The following is an 11637-nucleotide window of genomic DNA, read 5'->3' as shown; positions in this document are numbered from 1 at the left end:
GTGGGGTCATCCACGGGAACATCGGCGGTGGACCGACGCTCTGCGGTTGGCTGAGGTCGATCAACGGCATGCGCGCCAGGGGGTCGTCCAGCGGCAACCCGTTGACGTTCATCGGCAGGTTGGGGCCGAGTCCCTCGGGATGCTCAAGGAACCCGTCGCCGAGCGGAGGCGGCGGCCCAGTCATCGGAGGCAGGTCGACCGGAACCACGCCGGTGGCGTACGCCGAGGCCCAGCCCAGAACGTTCTGCGCGTAGGCCATCGAGTTGTTGTAGCGAAGGATCGCGGCCATCACTTGCGACGGATCGCGGAGGTTGAGGCCGCCGCTGCACAGGTAGCGGGCCGCGGCCAGCGTGGAGTCGAAGAGGTTCTGCGGATCGGCCACGCCGTCGCCTTTGCCGTCGGACGCGTATCGCGCCCAGGTGCCAGGCAAGAACTGCATCGGCCCCATCGCGCGGGCATAGGTGGGGCGATTGCCGGTGCTGCTTTGCAGGATGACCTCGTTGCCCGGCAGCGTGCCGTCCAGCGCGGGGCCGTAGATCGGGACGACGGCGGTGCCGCGCGCGTCAACCGCACCGCCCCCGGCATGCCCCGACTCGATGCGCCCGATCCCCGCCAGCAGGTTCCAGCTGACGCCGCAGTTGGGGGCGGCCACCGCCATCTTCTGCTCGGCGCTGCGATAGGCCGCCAACGCGATGCTCGGGATGCCAAGCGCCCCAGGCGCATTCACAATCATCGCCGGCGGTGGTGCCGACAAGGCGGGTTCGGCGACGTGGAAAGCGGTCGGAGAACGGTCGATGCGGACGACAGCCGGCCCCGAGAGGTCGGGCATGCTCGGGGAGACAGCAGCCACCGGAGTGATGTTGGCATGCACCGGCGGGAGTTTTACCGGGAGTGAAGGCGCCCCTCCGCTCACCGCTCCGGCAAAAATCAACGGGGTGATGGTGGCGACCCCGAATGCGCGCGTGCGTGATACCTGAAGTGCTCGTAGCCGCTCCGCCGCGGCGGCCGGGTGTGCACCCCGGCGTCCCCCTATGCGCACTCGACCGTCCTAGGTATGTGAGCTGGTCAACTGCTTCTCAGCCGTGAACTAGATCACCATACATAACTCTTGTGACCAGAGTGGCGCAATGGTCGGAACTGGTTCTCGTCCCTATTTCTTAGGGTTGCGGTCCGCGCCGGGACCGTCCGGCGCGGCCTCAGAGCCCTCGGATTCCGGCTCCAAATTCGTCAGCAGGGAGCGTAAGTCCTCGAGCTCGTGACGCAGGTATTCGCGGGTCACGACCTCACCGACCGCCAGCCGCACCGCGGCGAGTTCGCGCGCCAGGAACTCGGTGTCGGCCTTGGTCTGCGCCGCGCGATGGCGATCCTGTTCGAGCGCGACCCGGTCGCGATTTTCCTGACGATTCTGGGCGAGCAGGATCAGCGGCGCCGCGTAGGCGGCCTGCGTGGAGAAGGCCAGGTTGAGCAGGATGAAGGGATAAGGATCCCATCGCAGCCCCACAGCGAACAGGTTCAACGCAATCCATGCCAGCACGAGGATCGTCTGCACCAGCAGGTAGCGGCCGGTGCCGAAGAAACGCGCGATTGATTCGGTGATCTGGCCGACCGCCTCCGGGTCGACGCGGGGCGAGTATCTCCGCGACGTCCGCGGGGTGTAGAGCCGGCGCGGGGCCGAGGACGTGCTCACGCGGATCCTCCCAGTTCTTCGACCCGGCCGGTGGTGTCGAGCGCCTGGACATCCACCCGCCAGTCGTGCGGCAACAAGTGATCGAGGAGATCGTCCACCGTCACCGCGCCCAACAGGTGGTTCTGATCATCGAGCACCGGTCCGCACACCAGGTTGTACGCGGCCAGGTAGCGGGTGACCGCACCGAGCGGCGTTTCCGGCGTCAGGGTCAGCAGGTCGGTGTCGACTATCCCACCGACCAACTCCGCCGGTGGTTCGCGAAGCAGCCGCTGCAGCTGCACACAGCCCAAGTACCGCCCGGTGGGTGTGGAGGTGGGCGGGCGCACCACGAACACCATGGACGACAGGGCGGTGGTGAGGTCGGGGTCGCGGACCCGAGCCAGCGCCTCGGCGACCGACGTGTCGGGCGTCAGCACTACCGGATCGGACGTCATCAGGCCGCCGGCGGTATCGGGCGAATATGCCAGCAGCCGGCGTACCGGGGCCGAATCGCCCGGGTCCATCCGGGTCAGGAGCATCTCGGCGTCGGTCGGATTCAGCACGCCGAGCAGGTCGGCGGCGTCGTCGGGATCCATCTCCTCGAGCACGTCGGCCGAGCGTTCGGTGCCCAGCTCGGATAGCACGTCGGCCTGGTCCAGCTCGGGCAACTCCTGCAGGACATCCGCCAGCCGGTCATCGCCGAGCGCTTTGAGCACCTCGTAGCGCCGCTTGGGCGGCAGGCCGCGGATGGCGTCGGCCACATCGACGGCCTTCCAGCCCTCGAACTGGTTCAGCAGTTGTGCCACCCCCTGGCCGGGCAACGCCAGCGCCGAAGGGGTCAGGCCCTGCACGTTGTGCCAATCCACGACGTGCACGGGGCCGCGCCGGCGTAGCCGCCGCTGGCTGCGTACCGCGACCCGGCTCACCATCCAGTCACGGGTGCGGGTTTGTTCGATGCCCAGGTCGGTGACGACGACGTCGAGGCCGGCCAGCTCCGGCAGCGCGGGATCGTTGACCTTGACCTGGGTGTCGAGCACCTGGCCGATCGCCAGCACCTCGCCCGGGCGTTGCTCGAAGTGGCGCAGGGACACGCTGCCGGTGTTGAGGGTGACGGCCTCCGGCTCGATCGCGGTGACCCTGAGCATCGGGATGAAGATGCTGCGCCGGGTCGCCAGATCAACGACCAAGCCCAGCACCCGGGGTTGCTGACGCACGATGCTGATGCTGATCACCACATCGCGGATCCGGCCGAAGGACTCGCCGAGTGGGCCCAGCACCATCATCCGCGAGAGCCGGGCGATGTACACCCTGTTGACCGATGCCATGCGGAAAGCCTAAGCAGCGCTCGGCGGCAGGGCAGCCGGCGGCGGTGTCGGTCCGGTTAGGCGATGCTGCTAATGCGAGTGCATCGCGAAGATCGCGACGACCAGGCCCACCACGAGAGTTGCGACGCCGATGACGATGCCGGCGACCGCGAGGCCGTAGCCGTCTTGCTGCGTGCGCTTGATCTGATTGAGCGCGATCGCTCCCATCACGATGCCCGCGATCGAGCCGAGGCAGCAGCAGAACACGCCGCTGAACGACGAGATGAGCGACGCGATGGCGAGCTTGTTCGTGCCCGGTTTGAGCCCGCTCGGTAGCCCGTAGCCGCCCAGGTAGTCCGGTGGGGGGTAGTAGCCGCCCGGATAAGACGGTGGCCCGTAGCCGGCGGGCGGCCCACCGAATTGCGGGGGCACCGGCTGGTACGGCGGCGGGCCATAGCCCGGCGGCTGGTCGTAGGCCGGCGGCTGCCCGTATCCGGGTGGGGGCGGCGGGTATTGGGGCCCATAACCGGGGTGCTGCTCGGTGGGATACCCGGGCGGCGGATAGGCCGGGGGCGGATATTCGGGTCCGGGCGCCGATGCGGGCGGCTCCCACGGCGCCTCCGGCTGTTCCGGGGTCCCGCCGCCGGCGGGGGCCGGTTTGGCCTGGTCATCGTTGGCGCGTTCGCCGAAGCCATCGCCGGGCGCTGTCATGCTGTTCAACCTAGCCGATGCGCAGGAGGGGGATTGGCGGCGAACCGCCGCGGGGGCGCCGGGCCGCGGCGTCTTGTTTTCGCAGGTTGGCGCGCGGTCCCTGGATAGGCTATGAGGGCCCGAGATGTGACGTCTTGCCGGGCGGAGGAGAATGAGCACTAATGACTAGTCCTTTCCAGCCCGGTCAAGTTCCCGGCGCCACGCCCCCCGGCGCGGCGGCCGCCCGGCGCGGCGTGCCCTCGCTGCCGACCCCGCCCAAAGGCTGGCCGGTCGGCTCCTATCCGACCTATGCCGAGGCGCAGCGCGCCGTCGACTACCTGTCCGAGCAGCAGTTCCCGGTGCAGCAGGTGATCATCGTCGGCGTCGACCTGATGCAGGTCGAACGAGTCACCGGCCGGCTGACGTGGGCCAAGGTTCTCGGCGGCGGTGTGCTCAGCGGGGCCTGGCTGGGCTTGTTCATCGGGTTGGTACTCGGCTTCTTCAGCCCGAATCCGTGGGCCGCGCTGGCCACCGGCCTGGTCGCCGGTGTCTTCTTCGGTTTGATCACCTCCGCCGTCCCGTACGCGATGGCCCGTGGCACAAGGGATTTCAGCTCGACCATGCAGCTGGTGGCCGGTCGCTACGACGTGCTCTGCGATCCGCAGAACGCGGAGAAGGCACGGGATCTGTTGGCGCGCTTAGCGATTTGAGGCCGCCCGCGAGAGGTGTGAATCGGTGCTGAAACGTCCTGGGCGGTTGCGCCGGATGGGCGTCATCGCGCTGGTGACGGTGACCACTGCGGCGGTGCTGTCGGCCTGCGGGTCCGCCGCCAACGGGCTGGTGATCACCTTCTTCACGCCGGCCACCGATTCGGCCACCTTCACAGCGGTGTCCCAGGAGTGCACCAGGCAATTGCGGGGGCGGTTCACCATCCAGCACGTGAGCCTGCCGCGGGGTCCCGGGGAGCAGCGAGTGCAGCTGGCGCGGCGGCTGAGCGCCCACGACCGCGGGCTGGACGTGATGGCGCTGGACGTGGTGTGGACCGCGGAGTTCGCCGAGGCGGGCTGGGCGCTGCCGCTGTCCGACGACCCCGAGGGGCGGGCCGACACCGACGCCGCCGTCGACACCCTGCCCGGCCCGCTGGCGACGGCCCGCTGGAAGCACAAGCTGTATGCCGAACCTGTCACTACGAACACGGAATTGCTTTGGTACCGGCCCGATTTGGTAGGTCAGCCACCGCGGGACTGGGACGCCATGGTGGCCGAGGCCGCCCGGTTGCGCGCTGCGGGTCAGCCCGCCTGGATCGCCGTGCAGGCGAACGAGGGTGAGGGCCTGGTGGTGTGGTTCAACACGCTGCTGGTGAGTGGCGGCGGTCAGGTGCTCTCCGAGGACGGCCGCCAGGTCACGCTGACCGACACGCCCGCGCACCGGGCCGCGACCGTCAACGCGCTGCGCATCCTCAAGTCCGTCGGTACCGCCCCCGGGGCCGACCCGTCGATCACCCGGACCGACGAAGGCACGGCGCGCCTGGCGGTCGAACAGGGCAAGGCCGCACTGGAGGTCAACTGGCCGTATGTGCTGGCCTCCATGCTGGAGAACGCGGTGAAGGGCGGTGTCCCCTTCCTGCCGCTGAACCGCGACCCGGCCTTGGCAGGCAGCATCAACGACGTCGGGACGTTCGTGCCCTCCGACGAACAGTTCCGCATCGCCTACGACGCCAGCCGGCAGGTCTTCGGATTCGCGCCGTATCCCGGTGTGGCGCCGGGCCGGCCGGCCAAGGTGACGCTCGGCGGGTTGAACCTTGCGGTGGCGAGCACCACCCGTCACCGCGCGGAGGCCTTCGAAGCCGTGCGCTGCCTGCGCAGCCTGGAGAGCCAGAAGTACGTTTCGATGGCAGGTGGCCTGCCCGCGGTCCGGACGTCGTTGTACTCCGATCCGCAATTCCAGACCAAGTATCCGATGTACACGATCATTCGCCGACAGCTCACCGACGCCGCCGTGCGGCCCGCGACGCCGGTGTATCAGGCGCTGTCGCTGCGGCTGTCGGCGGCGCTGAGCCCGATCACCAAAATCGACCCGGAGCGGACGGCCGACGAACTCACCGCACAGGCGCAGAAGGCCATCGACGGCAGGGGGCTGTTGCCATGACCGCAACGGCCGTCGCGCCGCGCCCTCGGGCCCGAAACCAGCTGCCGGAACGGCGACTGGCGTTTGTGCTCGTCGCGCCGGCGGCGATCCTGATGCTGGCCGTGACCGCCTACCCGATCGGCTACGCGGTGTGGCTGAGCCTGCAGCGCAACAGCCTCGCCACCCCCAACGACACCGCGTTCGTCGGGCTGAGCAACTACCAAACCATCTTGACCGACCGCTATTGGTGGACCGCGCTGGCCGTAACGCTGGGAATAACAGCGGTTTCGGTGTCGCTCGAGTTCGTGTTGGGCCTGGCGCTGGCATTGGTGATGCACCGCACGCTGCTGGGCAAGGGCCTGGTGCGCACCGCGGTGCTCATCCCATACGGCATCGTCACCGTGGTCGCCTCGTACAGCTGGTACTACGCGTGGACGCCCGGAACCGGTTACCTGGCTAACCTTTTGCCGCAGGGCAGCGCCCCCCTGACCGCCCAGATCCCGTCGCTCGGCATCGTGGTCCTCGCCGAGGTTTGGAAGACGACACCGTTCATGTCGCTACTCCTGCTGGCCGGGCTGGCGTTGGTGCCCGAGGACCTGCTGAAGGCCGCCCAGGTCGACGGCGCCGGGCCGTGGCGGCGGCTGATGCGCATCACCCTGCCCATCATCAGGCCGGCCGTCGTGGTCGCGTTGCTGTTCCGGACGCTTGACGCCTTCCGCATCTTCGACAGCATCTACGTGCTGACCGACGGCGCCAACAACACCGACTCGGTGTCAATCCTGGGTTACGACAATCTGTTCAAGGGGTTCAACGTCGGGCTGGGCTCGGCGATCAGCGTGCTGATCTTCCTCTGTGTGGGCATCATTGCGCTGGTCTACATCAAGGCGTTCGGCGCGGCGGCGCCCGGTGGTGACGTCGATGGCCGCTAACAAAGTGGGTCCCGGGCGTGCCACGGCCTGGGCGGGCTGGGTCCTTCTAGACACCGTGGTGGTGCTGTACGCGCTTGTTCCGGTGTTGTGGATCCTCAGCCTTTCGCTCAAGCCGACGTCAAATGTCAAGGACGGCAAGCTGATTCCGTCATCGTTATCCTTCGAGAACTATCGCGGCGTGTTCCGGGGTGACTTGTTCAGCTCGGCGCTGGTCAACTCGATCGGGATCGGGTTGATCACCACCGCGATCGCGGTGGGACTCGGCGCCATGGCGGCCTACGCGATCGCCCGGCTGAACTTCCCGGGCAAGCGGATGCTGATCGGCGCCAGCCTGCTCGTCACCATGTTCCCGGCGATCTCGCTGGTCACCCCGCTGTTCAATATCGAACGGTTCGTCGGTCTCTTCGATACCTGGCCCGGCCTGATCCTGCCCTACATCACGTTCGCTCTGCCGCTCGCCATCTACACGCTGTCGGCGTATTTCCGGGAGATTCCCTGGGATCTGGAGAAGGCGGCCAAAATGGACGGTGCCACACCGGCCCAGGCGTTCCGCAAGGTGATCGTCCCGCTCGCCGCGCCCGGCGTGGTCACCGCGGCGATTCTAGTGTTCATCTTCGCGTGGAACGACCTGCTGCTGGCGCTGTCGCTGACCGCTACCAAGGCGGCGATCACCGCACCGGTGGCCATCGCGAACTTCGGTGGCAGTTCGCAATTCGAGGAACCCACCGGATCAATCGCGGCCGGTGCCATCGTGATCACGGTCCCGATCATCCTGTTTGTTCTAATCTTCCAACGAAGAATCATCGCCGGGCTGACCTCCGGCGCTGTGAAGGGATAGCTCGATGGCCGAGATTGTGCTGGACCATGTCAGCAAGAGCTACCCGGACGGCGCCACGGCCGTGAAAGACCTCAGCATCACCATCGCCGATGGTGAGTTCCTGATTTTGGTCGGCCCGTCCGGTTGCGGTAAGACGACGACGCTGAACATGATTGCCGGCCTTGAGGACATCTCCTCCGGGGAGCTGCGCATCGGCGGCGAGCGCATGAACGAGAAAGCGCCCAAGGATCGGGACATCGCGATGGTCTTCCAGTCGTACGCGCTGTATCCGCACATGACCGTGCGGCAGAACATCGCGTTTCCGCTGACGCTGGCGAAGATGAAGAAGGCGGAGATCGCCCAGAAGGTGGAGGAGACCGCCAAAACCCTTGACCTCACTGAACTGCTCGACCGCAAGCCGTCCCAGTTGTCGGGGGGACAACGCCAGCGGGTCGCGATGGGCCGGGCGATCGTGCGCCACCCCAAAGCCTTCTTGATGGACGAGCCGCTGTCCAACCTGGACGCCAAGCTGCGCGTCCAGATGCGCGGCGAGATCGCGCGGCTGCAGAAGCGGCTGGGCACCACAACCGTCTACGTCACCCACGACCAGACCGAGGCCATGACGCTGGGAGACCGGGTGGTGGTGATGCGCGGCGGAGTCGCGCAGCAGATCGACACCCCCGACGAGCTCTACGAGCATCCGGCCAACCTCTTCGTCGCGGGGTTCATCGGCTCGCCGGCCATGAACTTTTTCCCGGCCACGTTGACAACCATCGGGCTGACGCTGCCGTTCGGGGAAGCGGTGATGGCTCCCGAAGTCCAACAGGCGATCGCGCGGCACCCCACGCCGGAGAAGGTCATCGTCGGGGTACGGCCCGAGCATCTGCACGACGCCGCTTTGATCGACGGGTACCAGCGCATCAGGGCGCTCACCTTCGAGGTGAAGGTGGACTTGGTGGAGTCGCTGGGCGCCGATAAGTTCGTCTACTTCTCCACCGCTGGGTGGGCGGCGCGCTCGGCTCAGCTGGACGAGCTGGCCGCCACGGCCCATGCGCACGAAAACCAGTTCGTGGCAAGGGTTCCCGCGGAGTCCAAAGCGGCGATGGGGCAGCCGCTCGAGTTGGCGTTCGACACCGCCAAGCTTGCCGTTTTCGACGCCGACTCCGGGGCGAACCTGACCATCGCGGCGTCTGGGGAGCAGTGAGCCGGATCCCGGACCAGGTGCATGCCCACCTGCGCCGCCACTTCGCCGACGCCGAGCCCGATTCGGCGAGCGTGACCTTCCTGGGCACCGAACCCATCGAGGTGCTGCGTTTCCGTGGGAACGACGGGCTGGTGCACTTTGTGTCGCTGGGCTGTTCGCGCTATCCGATGACCGACCCGAAGCAGACCGTCGATGACCACACCCGGGGCCCGCGCGCCGAAGTCGTGCTGAGCCTGCGAAATCCGGGGCCGGTCAGAGGGATTGCCCGCAGCCTGGCAGTACTGGCCGCGACGCCGGCCGTCGAGGGGTTGGTGCTGACCGCCGACGCGTTGGTCGATCTCGGCTCGCCACTGTGGGCGCGGGCCGGCGGGCGAGTGCCGTTCACCGCGGTGTTGTTGGGCCCCAGCGACATCGACGATCTGCCGCTAGAACCGCCCCGCGACCCGGTGCAATTCCTCGCGGCGATTCCCATCACCGCGACCGAAGCGGCCTGGGTGCGGTTGAAGGGCGCCGAAGCCATGCGACGGGCGTGGCAGAACGACGGCGTCGACGTGCTGGATCCGAAGCGCTCTGCAGTACAGCCCGATTGATGGCTAGAGCCAGTTGTTGCGCCGGAACTGGAAGTACAGCACCAGACAGGTCAACGTCATCGCGGCCATGACCCCCGGGTATCCCCACGTCCAGTTCAATTCGGGCATGAAGTGGAAGTTCATCCCGTAGATGGCGGCGACCATGGTGGGCACCGCCAAGATGCCGGCCCAGGCTGCCATCTTGCGCATGTCGTTGTTCTGTTGCATCCCGACCCGCGCCAGTGCCGCCTGGATCAGCGAGTTGAGCATGTCGTCGTAGCTGGCGATGTGGTCTGCGGCCTCGGAATGGTGGTCGGCGAGGTCGCGCAGGTAGCGCCGCACCTCTTTGGAGATGAGGTCCTTGTTCTCCATCTGGATTCGGTGGAACGCGCCGGATAACGGGTTGACGCACCGGCGAAGTTCGACGACCTCACGCTTGAGCAGATAGATGGGTTCGACGTCGATCTTGCGGCCTGGGGCGAAAGCCACCTCCTCGATGCTGTCGATGTCGGATTCGATGAGATGACTCACATCGAGGTAGTGGTTCACCACCTCATGCGCGATCGCGTGCATCACCGCGTAGGGCCCAAGCCGCAATTGCTCGGGGTCGGCCTCCATCTGCTTGCGCACCTCGGACAGCCCGCCATGCTCGCCGTGGCGGATGGTGACGACGAAACTCTTGCCGACGAAAACCATCACCTCCCCGGTTTCGACGATTTGACGGGCCTGCGCGACCGATTCGTGCGGGACATAGGTGACCGTTTTCAGCACCAGGAACAGCGTGTCGTCGTAGCGCTCGAGCTTGGGCCGCTGGTGTGCGCACACCGCGTCCTCAACGGCCAGCGGGTGCATCCCGAAAAGGTCCGCGACTTCCTGCATCTCGGTTTGGTCGGGTTCGCGCAGACCGACCCAGACGAACGCATCGTGTCCGAGCATTTCGATCTGGCGCACTTTGTCCCGGGCCGCGGCGTAGCTGAACTTCCCGGGCAGCCGTTGGCCTTCGGCGTAAACGGCGCAGTCGACCAACGTCTCGTTGGGGGAGTGGGGTTGGGGATCGGGTTGCGGCGGGCGCGGCTCGTGGGCGAGCGGCCGAAGCGCTTCGGGCAATGCGTCAAAACCCTGGAACACGTCCACCTCCGACCGCCGCGCAGGTCTGACCGGGCGGTGCTTCATGCTACGCGTCCTGGCTGCGCAAAGCGCGCCGATCCGGTCGAGGCGGAAAGTGTCGGGTATCGGACCGGAGGTTGGCAGCCGAGCGCGGTGCGCTAGTTTCGAGCCGAGACCCGAAATCTGCATGACTACCTCCACAAGGAGCATTTCGACGTGAGCGCAAGTCCTCTCAAGGTCGCCGTCACCGGCGCCGCCGGCCAGATCGGCTACAGCCTGTTGTTCCGCCTGGCGAGCGGTTCACTGCTGGGCCCCGACCGCCCGATCGAGCTGCGTCTGCTCGAGATCGAGCCGGCGCTCAAGGCGCTCGAGGGCGTCGTGATGGAGTTGGACGACTGTGCGTTCCCGCTGCTGTCGGGCGTCGAGATCGGCGCGGACGCGAACAAGATCTTCGACGGCGCCAACCTCGCCCTGCTGGTCGGCGCCCGCCCGCGCGGCCCGGGCATGGAGCGCAGCGACCTGCTGGAGGCCAACGGCGCGATCTTCACCGCGCAGGGCAAGGCCCTGAACTCCGTCGCCGCAGACGACATCCGCATCGGCGTGACCGGCAACCCGGCCAACACCAACGCGCTGATCGCAATGAGTAACGCGCCCGACATCCCGAAGGAACGGTTCTCGGCGCTGACCCGCCTGGACCACAACCGGGCGATCACGCAGCTGGCCAAGAAGACCGGCGCGAAGGTCACCGACATCAAGAAGATGACCATCTGGGGCAATCACTCCGCCACCCAGTACCCCGACATCTTCCACGCCGAGGTCGGCGGCAAGAACGCCGCCGAGGTCGTCGGCGACCAGACCTGGATCGAGAACGACTTCATCCCGACCGTGGCCAAGCGCGGCGCCGCGATCATCGACGCGCGCGGCGCCTCCTCGGCGGCCTCGGCCGCGTCGGCGACCATCGACGCCGCCCGCTCGTGGCTGCTGGGCAGCCCAGACGGTGATTGGGTGTCGATGGCGGTCTACTCCGACGGCTCCTACGGCGTTCGGGAAGGAATCGTCTCGTCGTTCCCGGTGACCACCAAGGACGGCAACTGGTCGATCGTGCAGGGACTGGAGATCGACGACTTCTCGCGCGGCCGCATAGACAAGACCACCGCCGAGCTGGTCGACGAGCGCAACGCGGTGACCGAGCTGGGACTGATCTGACCCCCCGGGCGTGCGGAA

General features: G+C 67.2%; 12 protein-coding genes. 7 read left to right on the top strand and 5 right to left on the bottom strand.

Annotated elements, in window-relative coordinates:
* From A5678_RS25230 to A5678_RS25215, 4 genes are all read right to left on the bottom strand, one after another.
* The coding region (locus tag A5678_RS25230) for a lytic transglycosylase domain-containing protein (protein WP_068048700.1) at positions 1-1039 on the bottom strand (1039 nt) is incomplete at its 3' end.
* A gap of 111 nt (positions 1040-1150) precedes the next feature.
* Complete coding sequence (locus A5678_RS25225; protein ID WP_068048656.1) at positions 1151-1687, bottom strand: DUF1003 domain-containing protein; 537 nt, start codon at positions 1685-1687, stop codon at positions 1151-1153.
* Positions 1684-2991 (bottom strand): CBS domain-containing protein, encoded by a 1308-nt coding sequence (locus tag A5678_RS25220; RefSeq protein WP_068048653.1) that lies wholly within the window; start codon positions 2989-2991, stop codon positions 1684-1686. The genes A5678_RS25225 and A5678_RS25220 overlap by 4 nt, the downstream gene beginning before the upstream one ends.
* 69 nt (positions 2992-3060) lie before the next feature.
* Entirely contained in the window at positions 3061-3681 is a 621-nt protein-coding gene (locus A5678_RS25215) for a DUF4190 domain-containing protein (protein ID WP_068048635.1), read from the bottom strand.
* A 161-nt stretch (positions 3682-3842) separates the two neighbouring features.
* On the opposite strand from A5678_RS25215, the gene A5678_RS25210 reads away from it, so the two are divergent.
* The 6 genes from A5678_RS25210 to A5678_RS25185 are packed head-to-tail and all read left to right on the top strand — an operon-like array spanning position 3843 to position 9327.
* On the top strand, positions 3843-4370 hold the full coding sequence (locus A5678_RS25210) for a general stress protein (RefSeq protein ID WP_068048633.1): 528 nt from the start codon (positions 3843-3845) through the stop codon (positions 4368-4370).
* A 55-nt stretch (positions 4371-4425) separates the two neighbouring features.
* A complete protein-coding gene (locus A5678_RS25205; RefSeq protein ID WP_156747080.1) occupies positions 4426-5808 on the top strand; it encodes an extracellular solute-binding protein in 1383 nt (460 codons plus the stop codon).
* Entirely contained in the window at positions 5805-6716 is a 912-nt protein-coding gene (locus tag A5678_RS25200; protein ID WP_068048626.1) for a carbohydrate ABC transporter permease, read from the top strand. The genes A5678_RS25205 and A5678_RS25200 overlap by 4 nt, the downstream gene beginning before the upstream one ends.
* Before the next feature lie 4 nt (positions 6717-6720).
* Positions 6721-7554 (top strand): carbohydrate ABC transporter permease, encoded by an 834-nt coding sequence (locus A5678_RS25195; protein WP_197502245.1) that lies wholly within the window; start codon positions 6721-6723, stop codon positions 7552-7554.
* Between the two features lie 4 nt (positions 7555-7558).
* Positions 7559-8737, top strand: coding sequence for an ABC transporter ATP-binding protein (locus tag A5678_RS25190; RefSeq protein WP_068048621.1), 1179 nt, complete (start codon positions 7559-7561; stop codon positions 8735-8737).
* Positions 8734-9327, top strand: coding sequence for a suppressor of fused domain protein (locus A5678_RS25185; protein ID WP_068048619.1), 594 nt, complete (start codon positions 8734-8736; stop codon positions 9325-9327). The genes A5678_RS25190 and A5678_RS25185 overlap by 4 nt, the downstream gene beginning before the upstream one ends.
* Positions 9328-9330: 3 nt before the next feature.
* Here the strand turns inward: A5678_RS25185 and corA are convergent, their stop codons facing one another.
* Positions 9331-10434, bottom strand: a complete 1104-nt coding sequence (corA, locus tag A5678_RS25180) for a magnesium/cobalt transporter CorA (RefSeq protein WP_068048697.1) — start codon at positions 10432-10434, stop codon at positions 9331-9333.
* Between the two features lie 195 nt (positions 10435-10629).
* On the opposite strand from corA, the gene A5678_RS25175 reads away from it, so the two are divergent.
* The gene (locus tag A5678_RS25175; protein WP_068048617.1) at positions 10630-11619 is read left to right on the top strand and encodes a malate dehydrogenase; all 990 of its coding nucleotides are present in this window, start codon (positions 10630-10632) and stop codon (positions 11617-11619) included.
* The last annotated feature ends 18 nt before the right edge of the window (positions 11620-11637 follow it).

The organism is Mycobacterium sp. E2733, assembly GCF_001667585.1.
Lineage (GTDB): Bacteria > Actinomycetota > Actinomycetes > Mycobacteriales > Mycobacteriaceae > Mycobacterium.
The sequence above is the reverse complement of the archived record's forward strand: the minus strand, read 5'-3'. Positions and strand labels throughout refer to the sequence as shown.

Excerpts from the sequence above, each read along its gene's own strand:
- A5678_RS25200 (WP_068048626.1), top strand. The coding sequence starts at position 5,805 with ATGACCGCAACGGCCGTCGCGCCGCGCCCTCGGGCCCGAAACCAGCTG.
- A5678_RS25220 (WP_068048653.1), bottom strand. The coding sequence starts at position 2,991 with ATGGCATCGGTCAACAGGGTGTACATCGCCCGGCTCTCGCGGATGATG.
- A5678_RS25210 (WP_068048633.1), top strand. The coding sequence starts at position 3,843 with ATGACTAGTCCTTTCCAGCCCGGTCAAGTTCCCGGCGCCACGCCCCCC.
- A5678_RS25205 (WP_156747080.1), top strand. The coding sequence starts at position 4,426 with ATGGGCGTCATCGCGCTGGTGACGGTGACCACTGCGGCGGTGCTGTCG.
- A5678_RS25190 (WP_068048621.1), top strand. The coding sequence starts at position 7,559 with ATGGCCGAGATTGTGCTGGACCATGTCAGCAAGAGCTACCCGGACGGC.
- A5678_RS25215 (WP_068048635.1), bottom strand. The coding sequence starts at position 3,681 with ATGACAGCGCCCGGCGATGGCTTCGGCGAACGCGCCAACGATGACCAG.